The organism is Mesorhizobium sp. M0340 (assembly GCF_040321535.1).
GTDB lineage: Bacteria > Pseudomonadota > Alphaproteobacteria > Rhizobiales > Rhizobiaceae > Mesorhizobium.
This window is the reverse complement of record NZ_JAMYRR010000004.1, coordinates 112,902-136,782: the sequence shown is the minus strand read 5'-3', so window position 1 is coordinate 136,782 and position 23,881 is coordinate 112,902. Positions and strand designations below refer to the sequence as shown.

Genomic DNA, 23,881 nt, shown 5'->3' with positions numbered 1-23,881 from the left:
CTATGGTGCTCGCCGCCGGGCTCGGCAAGCGCATGCGGCCGATCACCGACACCATGCCGAAGCCGCTGGTCAAGATCGCCGGCAAGACATTGCTCGACTGGGGGCTGGATTGCCTGGCCGAAGCCGGCGTCGCCAACGCCGTCGTCAATGTCCATTACCTACCGCAACAGATCGTGGACCATGTGGCCCGCCGCAGTGCGCCGAGAATCGTCATTTCGGATGAGAGCAGCGGCTTGCTCGACTCTGCCGGCGGCATCGTCAAGGCATTGCCCAGGTTAGGGGCGCCCTTCTATGTGCTTAACGCGGACACCTTCTGGATCGACAGCGGCGTCTCCAATCTCAGGCGACTTGCTCTTGCATGGGAGGACGCGACAAGGGACATTCTGCTGATGCTTGCGGATCTTCAGTCGGCAACCGGACATAGCGGCGGCACCGATTTCCTGATGGCGCCGGACGGCGCCTTGCAGCGTGCGAATAACGATCCGGCCGGCCTGATCTATGCCGGCGCCGCAATCATCCATCCGCGCATCTTCAAGGATGCGCCGGCCGGCCCGCTGTCGCTCAACGCCTATTTCGATGCGGCAATCGCCGCCGGCCGCCTGTTCGGCATGAAGATGCAGGGTCACTGGATCACTGTCGGCACACCTGACGCGATCCCGCGGGCGGAAGCAGCGGTCGCCGCCGCGCTTGCCGGCACGCCCGCTGCAGTTGCCGAGCCACCCGGCGCTCTTACCGAGTCGAAATGAGCGGCTCCCGCCGCGTTTTCTCGATCCCGCCCGGAGCGCCGTTCCTGCCGACGGTGGCAGAGGCGCTGCTTGCGGGGCGCCTGGTTCCCGGCTTTGCCTACGATGGCGATCCGCTGATGCTGGCCGATCTCACCATCTATGTGCCGACGCGCCGTGCGGCGCGGGCGCTTCGCGGCGTCTTCGTCGATGCTCTCTCGCGCTCCGGAGGCCGCTCGGCGATCCTGCCGGTCATCCGCCCGCTTGGCGAATTCGACGAAGATGAAGCCGCCTTCGAGGCAGGAGCTTCGGCCGCTATCGACCTTGCGCCGCCGATCGCCGCGGTAGAGCGCCTGCTGCTGCTTGCGCCGCTGGTGCGAGCGTGGAAACGCCGCCTGCCGGCACATGTCGCCGCATTGTTCGACGAGGAGATCGTCATCCCGGCCTCCGCCGCCGACGCCCTCTGGCTGGCGCGCGACCTGGCGCGGCTGATGGACGAGATCGAGACCGAGGGCACGGATTGGGCGAGGCTCGCCGACCTTGTGACCGGCAATCTCGCAGGCTGGTGGCAGGTGACGCTCGATTTCCTGAGCATCGTGACCGAGAACTGGCCGAGGCTGCTCGAGGAACGCCATCGCTCCAATCCCGCCGCGCATCGCAATGCTCTGATAAGGCTGGAGGCGGCGCGGCTCAGGCGCAATCCGCCGGCCGGGCCGGTGATCGCCGCCGGCTCCACAGGATCGATCCCAGCCACGGCCGAGCTGCTTGCCGTGATCGCCGGTCTGCCCAATGGCGCCGTTGTGCTGCCCGGGCTCGACCGGACACTGGACGAGCCGTCCTTTGCCGCCATCAGTGCACTCGGTGCGCGCCCGGCCCTGCTTGGCCACCCGCAATACGGCCTGGCAAAGTTGATCGGCAAGATCGGCGTGCCGCGCGCCGACGTCGAGGACCTCGCTGTTGCGCCGCGGCCGCTTGCATTGCGCGCCGCACTCGTCGGCGAAGCGCTTCGCCCGGCGGAGACTACCGAGCTCTGGGCCGAGACGCGCGCCCGCTTTTCGGCCGGTGATATTACCGAGGCCTTCGCTGACGTGACGCTTCTCGAAGCCGCCAGCGAACGCGATGAAGCCGTGGCGATCGCCGTCGCGCTCAAACAGGCCGTCGAACGGCCCGGCCAGCGCGCCGCGCTGGTCACCGGCGATCGCGCGCTGGCGCGGCGCGTCTCGGTCGAGCTGTTGCGCGGCGGCGTCGCCGCCGACGATTCCGGGGGCACGCCGCTCATCAACACGCCAGCCGCCAGCCTGCTCAGGCTGGCGCTTCAGGCAGCCTTCCGCCCGGGCGACCCGGTCGCCTTGCTGTCGCTGCTCAAGCATCCCCTGCTTGGCCTCGGCCGGGAGCGGGCAAGCATGCGCCATGCGGCCGAAATCGTCGAACTCGTGGCGCTGCGCGGTGGCACCGGGCGTCCGGACGTCGCGTCGCTGCCGCAGCTCTTCGACACCCGGCTCCTCGAATTCGACGGCGGCGGCAATCGCCGCCCGCCTTTCTGGCGATCGCGCCTCTCGGTCAGGCGCATAGAACAGGCGCGCGAGCTGCTGATCCGGCTAGCGGCTGCGCTGGCGCCGCTGGTTGCTTTTCGCGGCGAGGAGAATGCCGATCTTGCCACGCTTGTGCGTGCCAGCGTCGTTGCGCTCGAAAGCCTCGGACACGCCGCCGACGGCAGCCTGAGCGAACTCTATGCCGGCGATGCCGGCGAAAAGCTTGCCGAGCTCTTGCGCGGGCTGGTCGCGGCCTCGGTGTCGTTCTCCTTCGCGGCTGACGAATGGCCTGACGTGATGGAGGCGCTGATCGCGCCCGAGATGGTCAAGCCGGCGCAAGGCACCGACAGGAACATCGCCATCTGGGGTGTGCTGGAAGCGCGGCTTCAGGATGTCGATACGCTGGTCGTCGGCGGGCTCAACGAAGGCGTGTGGCCGCGCAAGCCGGAGAGCGACCGCTTCATGTCGCGGCTGATGAAGACCGGCATCGATCTTGAACCGCCGGAGCGGCGCATCGGCCTTGCCGCCCATGATTTCCAGATGGCCATGGGCGCCAAGAAATTGGTGCTGGCCCGCTCCGCCCGTTCCGGCGACGCACCGTCGGTGCCCTCGCGCTGGCTGCAGCGTATCCTTACCTTCGTCGGCGAGGACCATGCTACGGCAATTCGCCGGCGCGGCGATGAACTGCTTGCCTGGGCGCGTGTGCTCGATGCCGGCGAAAAGCAGGACTTTGCGCCGCGGCCGCAGCCGAAACCGCCGCTCACCGTACGGCCGCACCACTTCTCGGTCACCGAGATCGAAACGCTGCGTCGCGATCCCTATGCGGTCTATGCCAGAAGGATACTCGGCCTGATGCCGCTCGATCCGGTCATTCGCGATCCGGGCGCTGCCGAGCGTGGCACGCTGTTTCACGCAATTCTGCACCTCTTCTCAGCGAGGGTGGCCGACCCGCGCGCGCCGGAGGCGCTGGACGGGCTCATCGCCGCAGGCCGCTCCTGCTTTGCCGAGGCTGCGCTGCCCGCCGATGTCGAGGCGGTGTGGTGGCCACGCTTCGAAAAGCTTGCCGCCGGCATCATCGAATGGGAGCGCGGCCGGGCCGCAGCCGTGGCACGGCGGCACGCCGAGGAACGCGCCGAAAAGACCGGGGTCGGCCGATCCGGCGTAACCCTGTCCGGCTATGCCGATCGCATCGATCTGCTGGCTGGCGGAATGGCCGACATCCTCGACTACAAGACCGGCTCGTCGCCATCCAAAGCACAGGCGCACACGCTGCTCGCGCCGCAACTGGCGCTGGAGGGCGCGCTGCTCAGGCGCGGCGCTTTCAAGGAGCTTGGCGCATGCGAGCCGTCGCAACTGGCCTTCGTGCGGCTGAGGCCGAATGGCGAAGTGTTCGAGGAATCCATCCTCGAATACAACCGCAAGCCGCGAACCGCCGCCGATCTCGCCGAAGAAGCGTGGGCGCGGCTGGAAAAACTGCTGATCCACTACGCCGACCCGGCGACCGGCTATCTGTCGCGGGCGCTGCCGTTCCGCGAGGGCGAGACCGACGGCGACTATGACCATCTCGCCCGCGTGCTCGAATGGTCGGCCGGCGGCGACGCCGACGACGAGGGAGGGGAGGCATGAAAAAGGCCTACCCCATTCCAAGCGACACTGCCGCGAGCCAGGCAAGCGCGTCCGACCCGCGCAATTCCGCCTGGGTGTCGGCCAACGCCGGATCCGGCAAGACCCATGTACTCGCCCAGCGCGTTATCCGGCTTTTGCTGCGTGGCACCGATCCGTCCAAGATCCTGTGCCTGACCTATACGCGTGCCGCCGCCGCCAACATGTCGAACCGGGTGTTTTCGACCCTGTCGCAATGGACGACCTTGGGCGATGCCGAGCTCTCGAAACGGATAGAGGCGCTGGACGGCCGCCAGCCCGACCGCGAAACCATGCGCCGGGCGCGGCGGTTGTTTGCGGAGGCGCTGGAAACACCGGGCGGGCTGAAGATCCAGACCATCCACGCCTTCTGCGAATCGGTGCTGCATCAGTTCCCGCTGGAAGCCAATATCCCGGCGCATTTCGAAATGCTCGATCCGCAAATGGAGGCTTCGCTGTTCGCCGCCGCCCGCCGCGACATGATTTCGGGCGGCGTTGCAGGCGATGCGGCATTGGCCGAGGCCTTCGCCACCGTGCTTGAGCGCGGCGGCGAACATGGGCTCGACGCACTGCTGGCCGAGATCGTGCGCAAGCGCGATGGTTTGCGTGCGTTCATCGCCGCGGCCGGCGGCGATGGTTTTCAGGCGCTGTTCGACGAGTTTCAGTTCCGCGCCGGGCAGACGGCCGAAGGCATAGCCGCCTCCGTCTGGCCGCTGCCCGGCGTCCTGCCGGATTATCTCGTCACCTTTTCACGGGCGGCCGAGGCCGCCGATGCGCGCGTGGTGCTGAACAATATGCTGCCATACGCCCGTCTCGCCTTCGCAGAGGAGCATCCGGTCCGTCGCCTGAATTTGCTCTCCAAGGCTTTCCTGAGGGCCGACGGCGAGCCTTACGATCCGGCAAAGACGTTTAAAAAGGCATTGCTTGACCGGTTGCCCGATCTTGCCGAACGTTATCTGGCGGCGGTCGACGCCATTCTCGAAATCTCCGACCGGCTGGCCTTGTTCAGGATGCTGGAAGGCACGCGTGCGGCGCTGACCATCGCCGACTGGCTGATCGCCCGCTACGAGCAATTGAAGCGCGCCCGCGGCTTCCTCGACTTCAACGACCTGATCACCCGCACGGTCCATCTACTGGCGCGGCCCGACGCCGGCCCATGGGTGCAATACAAGCTCGACCAGGGCATCGACCACATCCTCCTCGACGAGGCGCAGGACACCAGTCCCGACCAGTGGGAGGTGGTCAAGCGGCTGGCGGAGGAGTTCTTTGCCGGACTCGGCGCACGCGACGCCGTCCACCGCACCATCTTTGCGGTCGGCGACGAAAAGCAGTCGATCTATTCCTTCCAGGGAGCCGCCCCGGACTCCTTTGCCGACAGCCGGATTTTGTTTGCCGGCAAAGTCAGGTCCGCCGCCGCCGCCTTCGCCGATCTCAAGCTGACCTGGTCGTTTCGCTCGACCGACGACGTGCTTGCGGCGGTGGATCGTGTCTTTGCCGACCCGAACGTGCGGCGCGGCATCAGCCACGATCCCGATCCGCTCGACCACAAGGCGATCCGCAACGATGCGCCGGGCTATGTCGAGGTCTGGCCCTCGCTTGGCGCCGACGCCGTCGACGAACCGGACGACTGGACGCAAGCGGTGGATCACGCCCACGCACCGGCGGTGCGCGTTGCCGAAAACGTTGCAGCGACCATTGCCGGCTGGATCGGCGGCGGCGAGGTCATCGAAGGGCGTGGCAAGAAACTCCGGCCCGGCGACGTGCTGGTGCTGGTGCGCAAGCGCGACCGCTTCGTCCATGCCCTGACACGGGCGTTGAAGCGCCGCGACATCCCCGTGGCCGGCGCCGACCGGCTCAGCCTGCCTGGCCATATCGCGGTGAAGGACCTGATCGCACTCGGTCATTTCCTCATCCAGCCCGAGGACGATCTGTCGCTGGCCGCCGTGCTGCGCAGCCCGATCTTCGATGTCTCGGAAGCGCAGCTTTTCGCGCTTGCTGCGGGGAGGCCGTCGGGCGTCTCGCTGATCGCCTCGCTGCGCCGGCATGCCGGCGAAAGCGAGGCGTTGGCCGCCGCCGTCAGCCGGCTCGACACATGGTCGAACGAGGCCGCATTCAAGCCGGTGTTCGAATTCTATGCTGCAGCTCTCGCCCGCGACGGCCTGCGCAAGAAGATGATCGCGCGGCTCGGGCCGGAGGCCGGCGACATCCTCGACGAATTCCTGAATTTCTGCCTGGCCGAGGAGCGGACCGGCCTGCCGGGACTGGAATCCTTCCTGTCGGCGCTGGAAAACGCCGGCCCCGAGATCAAGCGCGAAATGGACCAGACCCGCGACGAGGTTCGCGTCATGACCGTGCATGCCGCCAAAGGCCTGGAGGCGCCGGTGGTATTCCTTGTCGATGGCGGCTCCGCGCCGTTCAGCGACCAGCATCTGCCGAGATTGATGCCGTTCGAAGGCTCGGGCGACTGCTGGGAGGGCAAGGGTTATCTCTGGCGTTCGGCCAGCGATGTCGCCAATGGATTTTCACGCGCCGCATCGGCCCGCGCCCGAGAGCTCGCCGACGATGAATATCGCCGGCTGCTCTATGTCGGCATGACCCGCGCCGAGGATCGGCTGATCGTCTGCGGCTACCATGGCAAGCGGGCGCCGAATACCGGCACCTGGCATTCGATCGTCAGCCGCGCACTGGTCGGTGCCGCGGAGAGCGAAGCACGCCGGCATCCCGCCACCGGCGAGACCGTGCATCGTTTCCAGGCGACGAAACTGCCGCCCATGCCACTGGCGTCAGTGGATGAGGCACGACAGACTGAACGCTTTGCGCCATTGCCGGAAACCCTGTTCCAGCCTCTGCCGCCCTTCGAGGAATTGCCGCGGCCGCTCTCGCCGTCCGGCGCCTCGGTGCTGATCGACGAGGCGCGGCAAGCGGTGGCCGACACGCGTTCGCCGGTGCTGGATGCCGACGCCGAGCCCGGCTTTGCCGTCGTGCGCGGGCTGGCGCTGCACAAATTGCTGCAGATGCTGCCCGGCATCGCCGAGGGAAAACGCCGGGATGCCGCCGAACGCTATCTGGCAAGAGCCGGCGCGGCATGGCCCGACGGCGAGCGCGACAAGGCCCTGGCTGGCGTTTTCAGAATTCTTGCCGACAGCCGTTTCGCACCGCTGTTTGCGCCAAACTCGCGCGCCGAAGTCGCCATCATGGGCAGCCTGGGAGTGAGGGGCAAACTGCGCTCGATTTCCGGCAAGATCGACCGGCTTGCAGTAACGCCGGACAAGGTTTCGATCGTCGACTACAAGACCAATCGGCCAGCGCCAGCTACGCTCGCCGAAGTCCCGCAAGCCTATGTTCTGCAGCTCGCACTCTATCGCGCGCTGCTTCAGCCGCTCTATCCGGGACGAGAGGTCTCGGCGGCGCTGCTGTTCACCGAGGCGCCGCGGCTGATCGATCTGCCGGCAGCGGCCATGGACGACGCGCTTGCTAGACTCACGGGAGCGTGACACAACACTTGCTTGAAGACGCACGCGATCACCACCACATTTGGTGCGACGAACAAATCGAAAGGATCTCAGCATGGCCACCGTCAAGGTCGACAAGAGCAATTTCCAGGCCGACGTGCTCAACGCCAAGGAGCCGGTCGTGGTCGATTTCTGGGCGGAATGGTGCGGCCCGTGCAAGATGATCGCCCCTGCGCTCGAGGACATCGCCATCGAACTCGGCAGCAAGATAAAGATCGCCAAACTCAACATAGACGAGAATCCTGAGCTGGCCGCGCAGTTCGGCGTGCGCTCGATCCCGACGCTGATGATCTTCAAGGGCGGCGAAGTCGCCGACATGAAGGTCGGTGCTGCGCCGAAAACGGCATTGTCGCATTGGATCAACGGCAGTCTCGCCTGATCCGATCAAAATTTTGCAGAAAGCCCGGCCTTGTGCCGGGCTTTCTTTTGCTGGCGTCATTGGTGGGGCGCTCTGGCACTCGCGGCTTGCCGCCCGGTATTCTTCTGTTCTGAATACAAAGGAGAAGCGATATGACCGGATCCGCCAAGGCCACCGTCTTCATCGACAATGAGCGAGTCATCGTCACCGAATACCGTTTCGCCCCGGGCGACAACACCGGCTGGCACCGCCATGGCCACGACTATGTGATCGTGCCGTTGACCGACGGTAAGGTGAAGCTCCTGACCAAGGATGGGGAATCCTTTGCCGAAATGAAGAAGGGCTCGCCGTATTTCCGCAACGAGGGCGTCGAACATGACGTCATCAGCGCAAACGATGGCGAATTCGCCTTCATCGAGGTCGAGTTGAAATAGTCCACCAACCATCGGCTGCGCCGCTACCATTGTCCGGCGCGGCGCTATTCACCAATCCGCGATACGATCGCCGCCGAGGAATTGTGCGCTTTTCTCAGTGTATTCGAACAGTTCTATCTTCACGCCGTTGGGGTCGCGGATCCAGGCCTGGTAGGTGTCATCGCACGCGGGTTTCTTGGAAGTGACATCGACCCCCTTTGACCTCAGATGGGCGATCGCGGCGTCGATGTTTTCCACTTCGAGGCAGAAGTGGTTGATCTGGTTCAAGTCGCTATAGCTTGCGCCGTCTTTCTGGAACACCTCGACGTGGCTACGGCTGCCGCAATTGAGGTAGAAGCCGAAAGTCTTCCCGTCGCGCAGGAAATTGAACTGAGTGTCCATGCCGAGGACGTCCCGATAGAAGCTTCGCGTCATCTCCAGGTCATTCGCGAAAATGCAAACGTGTGCGAGCTGCTTTACCTTGATCATGACTGGCTCCTCGCGGTGATCTGACAGGTGTGGCGTCATCGCGGCCCGGCGAACGCACGCCTCAGGTTGGCGGCGTGCCGTTTTCGGCCAGTACCGCGCCGGCCAGGTAAAGCGATCCGCCGATCAGGATGCGCGGCGGCGGTCCGTCCCATGTGTCGCGCAGCAGCATCAGTGCGCTTGCAACGGAACTGACCGGTTCGGCCGACAAGCCTGCCTCAATGGCGCGGGTCGCCAGTTCGTCGTTCGGCACGCCGGCGTCGCTCAGGCTCACCGGCACGGTGTAGACGTGCCGCACCAGCCCTTTGAAGGCCCGGAAATAGCCGCTCTGGTCCTTGGTGTTGATCATGCCCGAGATCAGGAACAGCGGCCGCGGGTTCTTTTCCTCCTGCTCCGCCAGGGCCTCAGCGACGACCACGCCGGCGCCGGGATTATGGCCGCCGTCGAGCCAGATGTCGGCGCCCTTCGGCGCCAGCTCGCTCAGCCGGCCTTGCGGCAGCTTTTGCATGCGGCCCGGCCAGGCGACATTCGTCATCGCCTTCTCGGCAGCGCGGTGGCTGATCTCGAAACCCGCCGCCTTGACCGCAGCGATCGCCGCCGCCGCATTGGCGAATTGATGGCGCCCCGGCAGGCGCGGCGGCGGCAGGTCCATCAATCCATCTTCGTCCTGATAGACCATGCGGCCGTTTTCCTCATAGGCAAGGAAATCCTGGCCATAGACGAAGGCGGGGCAGTCGAGCCGTTCGGCGGTTTCGATGAGCACCTGCTGCGCCGTCTCGCTTTCCTGCGCGCCGATGACGACCGGGCACCCGCGCTTGATGATGCCGGCCTTTTCGGCGGCGATCAGCTCGACGCGGTCGCCGAGATAGGCTTCGTGGTCGAGGGAGACCGGCATGATCACCGACACGGCCGGCTCGGCGATGACATTGGTGGCGTCGAAGCGGCCGCCGAGGCCGACCTCAAGGATGACGGCATCGGCCGGATGTTCGGAAAACAGCAGGAAGGTGACGGCGGTGAGGATTTCGAAGACGGTGATCTTCTGGCCTTGATTGGCCTCGGCGACCCGGGCGATGGCTTCGGCGAAGACCTTGTCGTCAACCAGCCTGCCGCCGCCATCGGCGGCCAGCCGGTAGCGCTCGTGCCAGTTCACTAAGTGTGGCGAAGTGTGGACGTGGACGCGGTAGTCGGCTGCTTCGAGCAGCGCCCGTGAAAAGGCGGCACAGGAGCCCTTGCCATTGGTGCCGGCGATGTGGATGACCGGCGGCAGCTGGTCCTGCGGATTGCCGAGGCGTTCGAGCAGCCGCGAAATGCGGTCGAGCGAAAGGTCGAAGCCCTTCGGGTGAAGCGCCATCAGGCTTTCGATTTCGCGGTCGGCGGCAAGCGTGGTCATGGCGAATCCTAGAGCATTTTGCAGCCAAATGGAATCATTTGGCGTCCGCATAAATGCGGCAAAACAGATAGTTAGAGCGGGTTACCGGTTCCAGGAGAACCGGAACCCCTCTAGGCGCGTCACGGATGGCGCGCAATCGCAGTTCGTGGTGAATGCGTCAGGCGTGCGGCCGGGCTTCGGCCGGAATCACCGACGGCGGCAGGATCTCCGGCTCCTGCGGTTTTTGCTCCTCCGGCAGCTTGAGCAGCATTCTCAGCAGCCGCGCAATCGTCTGGCGCATCTCCAGCCGTGACACCACCATGTCGACCATGCCGTGTTCCATCAGATATTCGGCGCGCTGGAAGCCTTCGGGCAGTTTTTCTCTGATCGTCTGCTCGATGACGCGCGGTCCGGCAAAGCCGATCAGCGCGCCTGGCTCGGCAATGTGCACGTCGCCCAGCATGGCGTAGGAGGCGGTGACGCCGCCGGTCGTCGGGTTGGTCAGGACGACGATGTATGGCAGGCCGGCCTCCTTCAGCCTGTCGACGCCGACCGTGGTCCGCGGCAACTGCATCAGCGACAGGATGCCTTCCTGCATACGCGCGCCGCCGGAGGCCGCAAACAGGATCAGCGGCCGCTTGCGCTGCAAGGCGACCTCGAAACCATGCACGATGGCGTCACCGGCCGCCATGCCGAGCGAGCCGCCCATGAAGGCAAAATCCTGCACCGTCACCACCACCGGCACGCCTTCGACCGTGCCCAGCGCATTGATGATCGCGTCTTCCATGCCGGTCTTGGCTTTGGCATCCTTCAGCCGGTCTACGTAGCGCTTCTCGTCGCGGAACTTGAGCGGATCCTGAACGACCTTGGGGTACTCGAGCGTCTCGTATTTGCCGTCGTCGAGGAAGAATTTCAGCCGTTCCTTAGCCGATATCTTCATATGGTGGCCGGAGGACGGGATGACGAACTGGTTCTGCTCCAGATCCTTATGGAACACCATTTCGCCGGTCTCGGGATCCTTGATCCACAGGTTTTCCGGCATGTCGGTGCGGCGGCCGAGCATCGAATTGATCTTCGGACGGACGTAATTGGTGATCCAGTTCATCGCTTCGGCTCCTGTCCCTTAAGAAGACGTAGGAAGATTATTCGGCGGCAGCAAGGCGAGCCGCGCGAACCCCTTGCGAAAGCCCGCTGACCAGCGTGGCGACGGCCTCGGCCGGATCGGCGGTCTTTTCGCCCTTCGGCCCCAGCACGTTGGCGACGGCATTGACAATCGCGGTGCCGACAACGACGCCGTCGGCCGACGCGCCGATGATGCGCGCCTGCTCTGCTGTCTTGACGCCGAAGCCGACGCAGACCGGCAGGTCGGTATGGCTCTTGATGCGTTTGACAGCTGCCGCCACCTTGCCGGTGTCGGCCAGCGCCGAACCGGTGATACCGGTCATCGACACATAATAGACGAAGCCGGAGGTGTTCTGCAGCACCTTGGGCAGGCGCTTGTCGTCGGTGGTCGGCGTCGCCAGCCGGATGAAATTGATGCCGGCCTTGAGTGCCGGGATACAAAGTTCCTCGTCCATCTCCGGCGGCAGGTCGACGACGATCAGCCCGTCGATGCCGCTGGCCAGCGCGTCGCTCAGGAAGCGCTCGACGCCGTAGATGTAGATCGGATTGTAATAGCCCATCAAGACGATCGGCGTTTCACTGTCGCCGGCGCGGAATTCCGAGGCCATCTTCAGTGTCTTGACCAGTGTCTGGCCGCCCTTCAGCGCCCGCAAGCCGGCCGCCTGGATCGCCGGGCCGTCGGCCATCGGATCGGAAAACGGCATGCCGAGCTCGATGATGTCGCTGCCGGCGCCGGGCAGCGCCTTCATGATCGAGAGCGACGTGTCGTAGTCAGGGTCGCCGCCCATGAAATAGGTTACGAGTGCCGGTCGGCCCTCGGCCTTCAGCTTTGCCATGCGGCGGTCGATACGGGTGGCCATGATCAGATCTCCATGCCCAGCATATTGGCCACCGTATGCACGTCCTTGTCGCCGCGGCCGGACAGGTTGACGATGACGATCTGGTCCTTGTCCATGTCAGGCACGATCTTCACCGCCTGTGCGATGGCATGGGCCGATTCAAGCGCAGGAATGATGCCCTCGACGCGTGTCGTCAACTGGAACGCCTCCAGCGCCTCGCTGTCGAGGATCGGCACGTAGTCGACGCGGCCGGAATCGCGCAGCCATGAGTGCTCCGGCCCGACGCCGGGATAGTCGAGGCCGGCCGAGATCGAGTGGCCGTCCATGATCTGGCCGTCGGCGTTCTGCAGGAGGTAGGTACGGTTGCCATGCAGCACGCCGGGCGCGCCGGCACTCATCGAGGCGCAATGCTCGACGCCGTCGAGGCCGCGGCCTCCGGCTTCTACGCCGATGATGCGCACCTCACTGTCGTCGAGGAAGGGATGGAACAGGCCGATAGCGTTGGAACCGCCGCCGACACAAGCGATGATGGTGTCCGGCAGCCGGCCTTCCTGCTCGAGGATCTGGGCGCGCGCCTCGGTGCCGATCACCGACTGGAAGTCGCGCACCAACTCCGGATAGGGGTGCGGGCCGGCGGCGGTGCCGATCAGATAATAGGTATCCTCGACGTTGGTCACCCAGTCGCGCAGGGCCTCGTTCATGGCGTCCTTCAGCGTGCCGTGGCCGGCCGTCACCGGCCGCACCTCGGCGCCCAGAAGCTTCATGCGAAAGACGTTGGGGCTTTGCCGGGCGACATCGGTCGCGCCCATATAGACGATACAAGGAAGCCCGAAGCGCGCCGCGACCGTGGCGGAAGCGACGCCATGCTGGCCGGCACCGGTCTCTGCGATGATCCTCGTCTTGCCCATGCGCTTGGCGAGCAGGATCTGGCCGAGGCAGTTGTTGATCTTGTGCGAGCCGGTGTGGTTCAGGTCCTCGCGTTTGAAATAGACCTTTGCGCCGCCCCCGAGGCCCTTTGCCAAGGACACCTCACGAAGATGCCTGGTCAGGCCTTCAGCGAAATAGAGCTTCGACGGCCGCCCGGCGTAATGCGTCGAGAGATCGGTCAGTTCGGCCTTGAAATCCGGGTCGTTCTTGACCTCGTTCCAGTGCCGCTCCAGCTCCAGGATCAGCGGCATCAGCGTTTCGGCAACGAAGCGACCGCCAAAAATGCCGAACATGCCCTGCTCGTCGGGGCCGGTGCGGAAGGAATTCGGTATCGCCGGCTTGTCCATCGCCGATCTCCTGGTCTGAGGTTTGAAGCGTGGTCAGGCGGCGCGGTTGTCGCGTGCTGCCCCGACGGCGCGGAAAAATTGTTCGATCAGCGCCGGTTCCTTGACGCCCGGCGCGCTCTCCACGCCCGAGGAAACATCTATTCCAGGCGGGTTCGCCAGCCGAAAGGCGTCGCCGATATTGCCGGCATTGAGCCCACCGGAAAGCATGTAATCAACGCCGGCGTCAAGGCCAGCCAGAATGCGCCAGTCGAAGGCAAGACCGTTGCCGCCCGGCAATTCCGAACCCTTAGGCGGCTTGGCATCGAACAGGAAGCGGTCGGCGATGCCGATGAAGGGTTTGACCCGCGCGAGATCGGCAGCCTTGCTGACCGGCAGCGCCTTCATCACCGGCAAGCCGTAGCGGGCCTTCACCTCGGCCACCCGCTCGGGGGGCTCGGCGCCGTGAAGCTGCAGCATGTCGGGCTGCATCTTTTCGACGATCTCATCCAGGAACGCATCGCTGGCGTCGACCGTCACGGCAACCGCCTTGGCCTTGCCGCGCGCCGCTTCGCGCAGGCGGCCGGCTTCCGCCGGCTCGACATAGCGCGGGCTTTTGGCAAAGAAAATGAAGCCGACATGGCTGGCGCCGCCGGCCAATGCCGCAGCCAGTGCCTTGTTGGTCTTCAACCCGCATATCTTGATGTCGAGCGCCATGGCGCGGGATTGGCACGAAACGGCCAAAGAGTCGAGAAAAAGCATCCTGTTTGCCGCCGGCGCGGAACGCGCTACCTTGCTAATGTAAGAGCGGAACGCGCTACCTTGCTGGTATAAGAGCGCAACGCTACTTGCTCAGGCACAAAGGCGGGAGAACAAAGATCATGCCGGAAAAGACCGTCGCGGAACTCAGGCAAAAGCTGGCGCAGGCCCATGAGGTCATCGCTCATTTGATGGACAAGGCGGCTTTCAACGGCGCCGAGGCGCACCGGGCGCTGGCTTATTTCAGCAACGAGACCTTCGAGAAGGATTTTCTGCCCTGGCCGCGCCATGTCGATGAGGGGTTGCGGCCGGAGGAGTTGAACGCGGCGAATGACGATTGATCGGACAACTACTCGAACGCGATCGCCTGCAGCGCGCCGCCATTGCGCTTGAGCCAATCCTTGCAGCGCTCGGTGTCCGGGCAAAGCTGCTCGCATAATTTCCAGAATTTCGGGCCGTGGTTCATCTCCTTGAGATGCGCCACCTCGTGCGCGACGAGGTAGTTTATCACCGGCCGCGGCGCCATCATGATGCGCCAGGAAAACGACAGATTGCCGTCCGACGTGCACGACCCCCAGCGGCTCGACGTATCCTTGAAGCGGATCGCCTTGGCGCGCTTGCCGACCGCCGCACTGTGCTTGGTTACCAGCGCTTCGATCTCGCGCTTGGCTTCGCGCTTGAGGAAATCGGCGATGCGGCGCGGCAGATGCACGCGTTCGCCATGCACGATCATCAGCGGCCCGCGCTCGTCGCGCGACAGCGTGACGGTGCCGCGTTTCGACGGTTCATGGACGATGCGATGCGGCACGCCGCGCACCGGTATCTTGATGCCGGGCCGCACCTGCGGCCGGTTGGGCACTTTGGCCAGCCTTTGCTCCAGCCAGTCCTGATGGCGGTCGAGAAATTTTTCCACCTCGCCGCGCCGCAGCCCCGGCGGCACGGTGATGCGCAGACCACGGCCACCGGAATCGATGCGCAGCGTCAGGCGCCGCGCCCGGTCGTTCTCGACGATCTTGAGCGGCAGCGTGCGGCCGGCAACGCAATGCTCGCGCTCCACGACGGGCGTGGGCTTGGGTTTCGTCGGGGTGCGAAAGAAGCCGAAGGACATTCCGGGACGATACGTGATTCGAGGGAAACGACTAGAACAAAAAAGAAACGGCGCCGCTGACGCGACGCCGTTGGATTATCTATCCGCGCACGGGACCTTACTCGTCGAGCAGGCCTGGCGTCGAGTTGCCGCTGGGTTTGTTGTTCGTCGCCGACCCGGTCGTGGGGGACGTCGACTTGTTGCGATTGGCCATGAAGCGATCGAACTCTTCCTGATCCTTGGCGCGGCGCAACTCGCGGGCATATTCGTCGAACTCGCTCAGCATCTCGTCGAGCTTGCGGCGTTCCTCGGCAAGCCGCTCGAGTTCCTTTTCGCGCCAGTCATCGAAAGCGACGTTGCCGGTGCGGGCGGAGCCATGACCCCAGCGCGCGGCCTTGTCGGAACCGCGGCGGCAGCCGGCGAAGATGCCGTCGGTGGCGCGGTTGACGTCACGCTTGAAGCCGTCGAGCCGGTCGCCCCAGATGATGTAGGCGAGCATGGCCAAGCCGAGCGGCCAGAACACCATGAACCCGATCACCATCAACGCGATGGTCGCCGGCGTCCAGGCCGGACGGATCAATGCAGATGTGTTCATTTCTCCCAATCCTTCAGTTGGAGACAGCCAAATCCGGCTGCGTTGAATCGAAATGGGATGGAGAAAACGGCGATTCAAGACAGCGATCGCCAAAACCGGACAAGCGGCTGAAATGATTATCGCTTTTTGAGATTTTCGAGGAAAAGCACGACCAATCCGGCAATCAGCCCCCAGAACGCCGCGCCGACGCCGAACAGCGTCAGCCCCGATGCGGTGACGGCGAAGGTGACCGTGGCGGCCATCCGCTCGTCCTCGTCTTTCAAGGCGATCGACAGTGCATTGGCGAGCGGCGCCATCAGCGCCAGGCCGGCGACCAGCGCGATCAGGCTCTGCGGCAATACGGCGAAGATCGCCACCAGCGAGGCGCCGAACAGGGCAAAGACGAGATAAGCCAACGCATAGAACGGCCCGGTCTTCCAGCGCTCGGCCGGATCGGGATGCACGTCGGGCCCGGTGCAGATCGCCGCCGAGATTGCCGCCAGATTGGTGGTCGAGGCGCCGAACGGCGCCGTCAGCAGCGAAAACAGGCCCGTGACGCCGATCAGCGGCCCGGGTTCGGGATGATAGCCGGCTGCCCTCAGCACGGCGAGGCCGGACAGGTTCTGCGAGGCCATGGTGACGAGGTAGAGCGGCAAGGCGAGGCCGATGATTGCAGTGGCGGTGAACTGCGGCATCACCAGCGTCAAGCTCGAGAGTTCCGGTGCCGGCAGACCGCCGACCCGGCCGGTGAGGAAGGCGGCGAGACCGCCGCCGATCAGCACCAGCAGCACCGACAGTGCCGGGTTGAACAGGCGGATGACGAAGAACGCCGCAACCAGCGGCAGGATCAGCCAAGGGTCGACGGGAACGGTCTTGACCGCATTGATGGCGAAGGTGACGACGATGCCGGCCAGCATTCCGGATGCGACGGACGCCGGTATTCTGGCGATCAGCTTGGTCAAGGGCCCGAACAGGCCTGTGGTGATCAGCAGGACCGCGGTGACGACGAAGGCGCCAACCGCCTCACCCATTGAAAAGCCGGTCGACGCGGCGATCAGCGCCACGCCTGGCGTCGACCACGCGGTGATGACCGGCATTTTTGTGCGCCAGGACAGCCACAGGCTCTCGATCGCCATCGCCAGGCAAAGCGCCGTCACCCAGCTTGCGGTCTCGACCTGCGTTGCGCCGACCGCCTTGGCGGCGGCAATGACGATGGCCAGCGTACCGCCGAAGCCGACGATCGCCGCGACGAAGGCGGACACCGGAATGGAAATGCGCATGCCTCTATCCCGCCTGCCGCACCATAGCGTCCACCGTCCGCACCAGCATGTCGAGATCCTGTGGCCGCGACAGGCGGTGGTCGCCGTCCGGGATGAGCGACAGCGTGACGTCGTCGGCCGGCAGCAGGCTGACCAGCTTCAACGCATGGCTCGATGGCACGTCGGGATCGGCCAGGCCTTGCAGGATGTGGACCGGACAGTGCGTGTCGATCGGCCCGGTCATCACCCGGTTGTTGCGGCCGTCCTCGATTAGTGCGCGCGTGTAGATGTACGGTTCGGCGGAATAGTCCGACGGCTCTTCGAAAAAGCCCTTTTTCCTGAGGTCGCGCTTCTGCGCCCCGGTCAGCACCGGCTCCACCAGTTCGAACGTGAAATCGGGCGCCGGCGCCAGCAGCACAAGGCCGGCGACGCTGTTCTCGCCCGCCTTGCGCAACTCCTGCATCATGCGCAGCGCGATCCAGGCGCCCATCGACGAACCGACCAGGATTTGCCTGCCCCGGGTGAAACGGCGGAAAACCGCCAGGCTCTCGCCCAGCCATTTCGAGATGGTGCCGTCGGCAAAGGCACCACTCGATTCGCCGTGGCCGGAATAATCGTGCCGCAGGAAGGCGCGGCCTTCTTTGCGCGTCCATTCCGACAACGTTTCAGCCTTGGTGCCCAGCATGTCGGACTTGTAGCCGCCAAGCCAGACGATGCCGGGCTCGGCACCTGCCGCATGCCTGACGGCGATGCTCGTCCCGTCGAGGTCCAGGAAGATCGGGGTGGTGCTCATCGTGTATTCCCTCACGCCGGTCTTTTGGCACAAGCGGGGGTTCAACGAAAAGTGCTCTGCTACTTTCTTCGCTTGGTGCAGAGGAGCATTCATCGGGCAGGTGATTTCCTGAGAATGCTGTGCTATTGACTCCGACCGCGCGCTCACCACATTGCGCGTTCGCAATTCTGAATTGAAGAACCCCTTAACGAAACGGCTCAAGGAGACCACGACCATTCGCAGACCTTTCAAAGCAGCGGCGCCCACCAAGGAAGGCCCGCGCTCCAACCGTGACATCCGGGTTCCCCGGGTCCAGCTAATCGACGCCGAAGGCCAGAACCGCGGCGATGTCTCCATCAACGACGCATTGCTGCTCGCCGAAGAGGCTGGGCTCGACCTGGTCGAGATATCGCCCAATGCAGTGCCGCCCGTCGTAAAGATCCTCGATCTCGGCAAGCTGAAATACGCCAACCAGAAGAAGGCGGCCGAGGCGCGCAAGAACCAGAAGGTCATCGAGATCAAGGAGATCAAGATGCGCCCGAACATCGACAGCCACGACTACGAGACCAAGATGAAGGCTGTCCGGCGCTTTTTCGAGGAAGGCGACAAGGTCAAGCTGACATTGCGCTTCCGCGGTCGCGAGATGGCGCATATGGAACTCGGCATGCAGCTTCTGAACAAGGTTCGCGAGGAAGTGGCGCCCATCGCCAAGGTCGAAGCCGAACCGAAGCTCGAAGGCCGCCAGATGATGATGGTGCTGGCGCCCCGCTAAAGCGCGTTGCGCTTTAGTTCTGTTTTGTGCATGTCGTTGTCGCAAAACCGCTGCGCACTTTTGGGCGACGTGCATAAAATCCGCCTGAATCATGTTGCAAGGCGTCCCGGCGATCGGCGGGGCGCCTGTTTTCTTGGCCAGACGCTGCGATCGCCGGCGAGAGCAAAGACGCTCTGGTTCCCTCGACGATCGGATTCCCGACATGGTCAATGACGTCAAGCATTCGGAAGCCAAATATGGGCTGGGCAGCTACCAGCACACGCGCAGGATGGTGCTTGCCGTCGTCGTCGTCGTCCTGTTCGCGATGCTTTTGTTCGGGCAGTCGGTTTTTCCGCCCGATACGCCTGTGCATGAAACGATCGAAATGGTTGGCGTCGTGCTGATCTTTCTCGGCATCGTCGGACGCTTGTGGTCGACGCTCTATATCGGCGGTCGCAAATCCTCCGAAGTGGTGACCGGCGGCCCCTATTCGATCACCCGCAACCCGCTCTATGTCTTCTCTACTTTAGCTGCCGCCGGTGTCGGCGCACAGATCGGCTCCATCACCGCCATGATCGGCTTTGCAGCGCTTTGCGCGGGTGCCTTTTACATCGTTATCCTGCGCGAGGAGAAATTCCTCAAGGAGGTTCTCGGCGCGCCATACCAGGCCTACCTGGCGAAAGTGCCGCGCTTTTTTCCGAAGCTGTCGCTGTATCAGGAAGGCGACACCGGCGGCTTCAAGCCGCGCCTGCTGCGAACCACGCTGCTGGACGGTCTGGTCTTCCTGATTGCCTTGCCGGCTTTCGAACTGATCGACGGCGCCCAGCAGTCCGGCATATTGCCGGTGCTGTTCCGTTTCCCCTGAGTGCAGTATTGCTGAGTACAGTGTTGCTCGGTACGGGGTGTTGCGCGCCGGCCCGCTTTGACGTATAGGACCGCCGTTCCCAAAAAACCGCCCGGCAGGGCATGCCGTGGCGGTTTCATTTGCTTTTCGGGCTTTGGTCGGCCTGAAGCGAACAAAAAGCGCATTGGTGCGCATATAAACGGAGTAGCAAAATGCCCAAGATGAAGACCAAGTCGGCCGCCAAGAAGCGGTTCAAGATCACAGGTACGGGTAAAGTTCTGTCGGCTGCGGCCGGCAAGCGTCACGGCATGATCAAGCGTTCCAACAAGTTCATTCGAAATGCCCGCGGCACGATGGTTCTGGCTGAACCGGACGGCAAGAAGGTCATCAAGAATTTTCTGCCGAACGGCCTTTAGAGCATTCGGCCTGGACAACGTTTAAGGAGATCATGACATGGCACGCGTAAAGAGAGGCGTCACCTCGCACGCCAAGCACAAGAAGGTCCTGAAAGCCGCCAAGGGTTTTTACGGCCGTCGCAAGAACACCATCCGGATCGCCAAGCAGGCGGTGGAAAAGTCGCTACAGTATGCCTATCGCGACCGCAAGAATCGCAAGCGTTCGTTCCGCGCGCTGTGGATCCAGCGCATCAATGCGGCGACGCATGAGCATGGCCTGACCTACGGCCGCTTCATCGACGGTCTCAACAAGGCTGGCATCGAGATCGACCGCAAGATCCTGTCGGATATGGCCATCCACGAGCCGCAGGCCTTCGCCGCACTCGTGGCCAAGGCCAAGGTCGCGCTCGAATATCTCAAGAACACCACGCCGAATGCTTTTGAAAGCGCTGTCGCTTAAGACCAGCGCTTCCCAAGCTATTCGACACTTGATTTGGGAAACCCGCGCTGGCAGGGCTGGCGCGGGTTTTTCTTTGCTTCCAATCGGATCTGGAACATGAGTGACATGGAAACTCTCGAACATTCCCTGATGGCCGAGATTGCCTCGGCCGCCGACGAGCAGGCGATCGAGGCGGTGCGTGTCTCGGCCCTCGGCAAGAAGGGCTCGGTTTCCGAGATGCTGAAGACGCTCGGCTCGATGAGCGCCGAGGAGCGCCAGGTCAAAGGCCCGGCGATCAACGGCCTCAAGAACCGCGTCACCGAGGCGCTTTCTGTTCGCCGCGCCGAGCTGAAGGACGCGGCGATTACGGCCCGTCTCGCCGCCGAGAAGGTTGATGTGACGCTGCCGGTCAGGCAATCGCCGGCCGAGCGCGGCCGCATCCATCCGATCAGCCAGGTCATCGACGAGATCGCGGCGATCTTCGGCGATCTCGGCTTTGCCATCGCCGAAGGCCCCGACATCGAGACCGACTATTATAATTTCACCTCGCTGAACTTCCCGGAAGGCCACCCGGCGCGCGAGATGCACGACACCTTCTTTTTCCAGCCGGACGCGCAGGGCGAACGCAAGCTTTTGCGCACCCACACCTCGCCGGTGCAGATACGCACCATGGAGATGCAGAAGCCGCCGATCCGCATCGTCATTCCTGGCAAGACTTATCGGCAGGATTCCGATGCCACCCACTCGCCGATGTTCCATCAGGTCGAGGGGCTGGTGATCGACAAATCGGCCAATGTCGCCAATATGAAGTGGGTGCTAGAGGAGTTCTGCAAGGCCTTCTTCGAGGTGCCGAGCGTGAAGATGCGCTTCCGGCCGTCCTTCTTCCCGTTCACCGAGCCCAGCCTCGAGGTCGATATCCAGTGCGATCGTTCGCGGCCGGGCGAGGTGCGTTTCGGCGAAGGCTCCGACTGGATGGAGATCCTCGGCTGCGGCATGGTGCACCCCAATGTGCTCCGTTACGGTGGCCTCGATCCTGACGAATATCAGGGCTTCGCCTGGGGCATGGGCATCGACCGCATCGCCATGCTGAAATACGGCATGCCGGATCTGCGCGCCTTCTTCGACGCCGATGTCCGCTGGCTTTCGCATTACGGTTTTAGGCCGCTCGACATGCCAACGCTGTTCGGGGGCTTGAGCGCGTGACGAGCGGGCTGCAGCAAATCCGCGGACAGCTGGCCTTCCTGCACATGTCCGACGCGCCGCCGCATAGCTTCAAGTGCGATGTGCCCAGACCAGTCAGCCTGGAAAGACCAGTCAGCCGGCAAAGACCAGACGGAACACAGTCATGAAACTCACCCTCTCCTGGCTCAAGGATCATCTCGAGACCGACGCCTCGCTGGCGGAAATCGTCGAGCGTCTCACCTCTATCGGCCTTGAGGTCGAGCATGTCGACGACCGGGCGAGCCTAGCCCCCTTCGTCATCGCCAAGGTGGTGACGGCGGTGCAGCACCCAGATGCCGACCGGCTTCGCGTGCTGACCGTCGACACAGGCGACGGCAAGCCGCCGGTGCAGGTCGTGTGTGGAGCGCCGAACGCCCGCGCCGGCCTGATCGGCGCCTTTGCGGCACCGGGCACCTATATCCCCGGCATCGACGTGACGCTGACCGTCAGCAAGATCCGTGGCGTTGAAAGCCACGGCATGATGTGCTCCGAACGTGAGCTCGAATTATCCGAAGAGCATGACGGCATCATCGACCTGCCGGCCGATGCGCCGGTCGGCACCAGTTTCGCCGCCTATGCCCATCTCGACGATCCGCTGATCGAGATCAATCTGACGCCGAACCGGCCGGACGCCACCAGTGTCCATGGCATCGCCCGGGATTTGGCGGCGAGTGGGCTTGGCACGCTGAAGAGCGCGCCGATAGAGCCGATCCCCGGCAAAGGCGCGACGCCGATAAAGGTGACGATCGAAGCGCCGGAGCTCTGTCCCGGCTTTGCCCTGCGCCTGGTGCGCGGCGTCAAGAACGGACCGTCGCCGAAATGGCTGCAGCAAAGGCTTCTCGCCATCGGCTTGAGGCCGATCAGCGCGCTCGTCGATATCACCAATTATGTCACCTTCGACCGCGGTCGGCCGCTGCATGTTTTTGACGCTGGGAAGGTCACCGGCAATCTCACCGTGCGCCGGGCGCGTGACGGCGAAAAGGTGCTGGCGCTCGACGGCCGCGAATACACGCTGACGCCTGAGATGTGCGTGATCGCAGACCAGGACGGCATCGAATCGATCGCCGGCATCATGGGCGGCGAGCATTCCGGGTGTGACGAGAACACCACCGATGTGCTGATCGAGTCGGCGCTTTGGGACCCGATCGCCACCGCCCGCACCGGCCGCACGCTCGGCATCATCAGCGATGCACGCTACCGCTTCGAGCGTGGCGTCGACCCGGAAATGATGGTTCCCGGCGTGGAGTTGGCAACGAAGCTGGTGCTCGATTTCTGCGGCGGCACGCCGGCGCAAACCGAGGTCGTCGGCTATGCCGGCCATCGGCCGAAGATCGTCTCGTTCCCTTTGTCGGAAGTGAAGCGGCTGACCGGCATCGAAGTGCCGCGCTCGACGAGCCTCGACATTCTTGCCCGCCTCGGCTTCAAGCCGGAGCGCACGGGCGATGTCGTCAATGTAGCGGTCCCGTCCTGGCGGCCGGATGTCGACGGCAAGGCCGACCTGGTCGAGGAGGTCATGCGCATCCACGGCGTCGACAATATCGCGCCGCAGCCGCTCGGTTCGCACGATGCGGTCAACGCCAAGATCCTGACTGTGCTGCAGATCCGCACCCGCGCCGCCAAGCGGGCGCTTGCCGTGCGCGGCATGATGGAGGCCGTCACCTGGTCGTTCATTCCGGCAAAACACGCCGAATTGTTCGGCGGCGGCCAGCAGGCGCTAAAGCTTGCCAACCCCATCGCCGCCGATATGTCGGATATGCGGCCGTCGCTGCTCCCGGGGCTGATCGCGGCAGCGCAGCGCAATGCCGACAAGGGCATCGGCGATGTCGCGCTGTTCGAAGTGTCTGGCACTTATGAGGGCGACGGCGCCGACCAGCAGCGGCGCATTGCCGCCGGTGTGCGGCGCGGCACGGCCAAGCTCGAGGGCTCCGGCCGCCATTGGGCCGGCAACGCCGGCGCCGTCGGCGTCTTCGATGCCAAGGCCGATGCGATCGCAGCACTCGAAGCCTGCGGCGCGCCGGTCGAGCGGCTGCAGATCGAGGCCGGCGGCCCGGCCTGGTATCATCCCGGCCGCTCCGGCACGATCAAGCTCGGGCCGAAGGTCGTGCTCGGCACATTCGGCGAATTCCACCCGAAGACGCTGGAAGGGCTTGACGTCTCCGGCCCGCTCTGCGGCTTCGAAGTATTCATTGATGCGGTGCCCGAGCCTAAGGCCAAGCCGACGCGGACAAAGCCAAGGCTCGATCTGTCCGCCTTCCAGGCGGTCAAGCGCGACTTCGCCTTCGTCGTCGACAAGGCGGTCGAAGCCGGCACACTCGTTCGCGCCGCCCTAGCCGCCGACAGGAAGCTGATTTCCGGCGTCTCGGTGTTCGATGTTTTCGAGGGTGCAGCCCTCGGCGCGGCGAAGAAATCGATTGCCATCGAGGTGTCGATCCAGCCGGTCGAAAAGACGCTGACCGATGAGGATTTCGAGGCGCTGGCCAAGCGCATCGTCGAGAATGTGCACAAGCAGACCGGCGGCGTGCTGCGCGGCTGAGGG

The 23,881-nt window shown here is 64.2% G+C and carries 22 protein-coding genes; 12 read left to right on the top strand and 10 right to left on the bottom strand.

Annotation, left to right across the window (positions count from 1 at the left end; genetic code table 11):
- The first annotated feature begins 2 nt into the window (after positions 1-2).
- From NKI79_RS07385 to NKI79_RS07365, 5 genes are all read left to right on the top strand, one after another.
- Complete coding sequence (locus NKI79_RS07385) at positions 3-746, top strand: nucleotidyltransferase family protein (protein WP_352801073.1); 744 nt, start codon at positions 3-5, stop codon at positions 744-746.
- Positions 743-3,880, top strand: coding sequence for a double-strand break repair protein AddB (gene addB, locus NKI79_RS07380; RefSeq protein WP_352800756.1), 3,138 nt, complete (start codon positions 743-745; stop codon positions 3,878-3,880). The genes NKI79_RS07385 and addB overlap by 4 nt, the downstream gene beginning before the upstream one ends.
- A complete protein-coding gene (gene addA, locus NKI79_RS07375; protein ID WP_352800754.1) occupies positions 3,877-7,389 on the top strand; it encodes a double-strand break repair helicase AddA in 3,513 nt (1,170 codons plus the stop codon). Before addB ends, addA begins: the two co-directional genes overlap by 4 nt.
- Positions 7,390-7,462: 73 nt before the next feature.
- On the top strand, positions 7,463-7,786 hold the full coding sequence (gene trxA / locus NKI79_RS07370) for a thioredoxin (protein ID WP_023677558.1): 324 nt from the start codon (positions 7,463-7,465) through the stop codon (positions 7,784-7,786).
- Positions 7,787-7,917: 131 nt separating this feature from the next.
- Positions 7,918-8,199, top strand: coding sequence for a cupin domain-containing protein (locus tag NKI79_RS07365; protein WP_254815949.1), 282 nt, complete (start codon positions 7,918-7,920; stop codon positions 8,197-8,199).
- Positions 8,200-8,247: 48 nt separating this feature from the next.
- Here the strand turns inward: NKI79_RS07365 and NKI79_RS07360 are convergent, their stop codons facing one another.
- From NKI79_RS07360 to NKI79_RS07335, 6 genes are all read right to left on the bottom strand, one after another.
- Positions 8,248-8,667 (bottom strand): VOC family protein, encoded by a 420-nt coding sequence (locus NKI79_RS07360; protein ID WP_352800752.1) that lies wholly within the window; start codon positions 8,665-8,667, stop codon positions 8,248-8,250.
- 61 nt (positions 8,668-8,728) lie between these two features.
- Positions 8,729-10,054, bottom strand: coding sequence for a bifunctional folylpolyglutamate synthase/dihydrofolate synthase (locus tag NKI79_RS07355; RefSeq protein ID WP_352800750.1), 1,326 nt, complete (start codon positions 10,052-10,054; stop codon positions 8,729-8,731).
- Positions 10,055-10,211: 157 nt separating this feature from the next.
- Positions 10,212-11,138, bottom strand: coding sequence for an acetyl-CoA carboxylase, carboxyltransferase subunit beta (gene accD / locus NKI79_RS07350; RefSeq protein ID WP_352800748.1), 927 nt, complete (start codon positions 11,136-11,138; stop codon positions 10,212-10,214).
- Positions 11,139-11,175: 37 nt separating this feature from the next.
- Positions 11,176-12,015 (bottom strand): tryptophan synthase subunit alpha, encoded by an 840-nt coding sequence (gene trpA, locus NKI79_RS07345; RefSeq protein ID WP_352480201.1) that lies wholly within the window; start codon positions 12,013-12,015, stop codon positions 11,176-11,178.
- 2 nt (positions 12,016-12,017) lie between these two features.
- Positions 12,018-13,268: a tryptophan synthase subunit beta gene (gene trpB, locus NKI79_RS07340; protein WP_352800746.1), complete on the bottom strand. Its 1,251-nt coding sequence runs from the start codon at positions 13,266-13,268 to the stop codon at positions 12,018-12,020.
- A 33-nt stretch (positions 13,269-13,301) separates the two neighbouring features.
- The gene (locus NKI79_RS07335) at positions 13,302-13,961 is read right to left on the bottom strand and encodes a phosphoribosylanthranilate isomerase (protein ID WP_352801071.1); all 660 of its coding nucleotides are present in this window, start codon (positions 13,959-13,961) and stop codon (positions 13,302-13,304) included.
- 164 nt (positions 13,962-14,125) lie between these two features.
- Between NKI79_RS07335 and NKI79_RS07330 the strand changes: the two genes are divergently transcribed.
- A complete protein-coding gene (locus NKI79_RS07330; RefSeq protein ID WP_254815955.1) occupies positions 14,126-14,344 on the top strand; it encodes a hypothetical protein in 219 nt (72 codons plus the stop codon).
- 8 nt (positions 14,345-14,352) lie between these two features.
- Here the strand turns inward: NKI79_RS07330 and NKI79_RS07325 are convergent, their stop codons facing one another.
- The 4 genes from NKI79_RS07325 to NKI79_RS07310 form a co-directional block, all read right to left on the bottom strand.
- A complete protein-coding gene (locus NKI79_RS07325) occupies positions 14,353-15,111 on the bottom strand; it encodes a M48 family metallopeptidase (protein WP_352480203.1) in 759 nt (252 codons plus the stop codon).
- Between the two features lie 97 nt (positions 15,112-15,208).
- A complete protein-coding gene (locus NKI79_RS07320; protein WP_352800744.1) occupies positions 15,209-15,685 on the bottom strand; it encodes a DUF2852 domain-containing protein in 477 nt (158 codons plus the stop codon).
- Positions 15,686-15,801: 116 nt separating this feature from the next.
- Positions 15,802-16,944, bottom strand: a complete 1,143-nt coding sequence (locus NKI79_RS07315) for a benzoate/H(+) symporter BenE family transporter (RefSeq protein WP_352800742.1) — start codon at positions 16,942-16,944, stop codon at positions 15,802-15,804.
- A 4-nt stretch (positions 16,945-16,948) separates the two neighbouring features.
- The gene (locus NKI79_RS07310) at positions 16,949-17,716 is read right to left on the bottom strand and encodes an alpha/beta hydrolase (protein ID WP_352800740.1); all 768 of its coding nucleotides are present in this window, start codon (positions 17,714-17,716) and stop codon (positions 16,949-16,951) included.
- Positions 17,717-17,930: 214 nt separating this feature from the next.
- Here NKI79_RS07310 and infC point away from each other — a divergent pair, with 214 nt between their 5' ends.
- From infC to pheT, 6 genes are all read left to right on the top strand, one after another.
- Positions 17,931-18,467 carry a translation initiation factor IF-3 gene (infC, locus tag NKI79_RS07305; RefSeq protein ID WP_023677573.1) on the top strand — a complete coding sequence of 179 codons (537 nt, stop codon included), beginning with the start codon at positions 17,931-17,933 and terminating at the stop codon, positions 18,465-18,467.
- Positions 18,468-18,669: 202 nt separating this feature from the next.
- Complete coding sequence (locus NKI79_RS07300) at positions 18,670-19,311, top strand: methyltransferase family protein (protein WP_352800738.1); 642 nt, start codon at positions 18,670-18,672, stop codon at positions 19,309-19,311.
- Between the two features lie 191 nt (positions 19,312-19,502).
- On the top strand, positions 19,503-19,706 hold the full coding sequence (rpmI, locus tag NKI79_RS07295) for a 50S ribosomal protein L35 (protein WP_006201248.1): 204 nt from the start codon (positions 19,503-19,505) through the stop codon (positions 19,704-19,706).
- 37 nt (positions 19,707-19,743) lie between these two features.
- Complete coding sequence (gene rplT, locus NKI79_RS07290; protein ID WP_006201247.1) at positions 19,744-20,145, top strand: 50S ribosomal protein L20; 402 nt, start codon at positions 19,744-19,746, stop codon at positions 20,143-20,145.
- A gap of 96 nt (positions 20,146-20,241) precedes the next feature.
- Positions 20,242-21,327 carry a phenylalanine--tRNA ligase subunit alpha gene (pheS, locus tag NKI79_RS07285; protein WP_352800736.1) on the top strand — a complete coding sequence of 362 codons (1,086 nt, stop codon included), beginning with the start codon at positions 20,242-20,244 and terminating at the stop codon, positions 21,325-21,327.
- Between the two features lie 142 nt (positions 21,328-21,469).
- Complete coding sequence (pheT, locus tag NKI79_RS07280) at positions 21,470-23,878, top strand: phenylalanine--tRNA ligase subunit beta (RefSeq protein ID WP_352800734.1); 2,409 nt, start codon at positions 21,470-21,472, stop codon at positions 23,876-23,878.
- Positions 23,879-23,881: the final 3 nt, after the last annotated feature.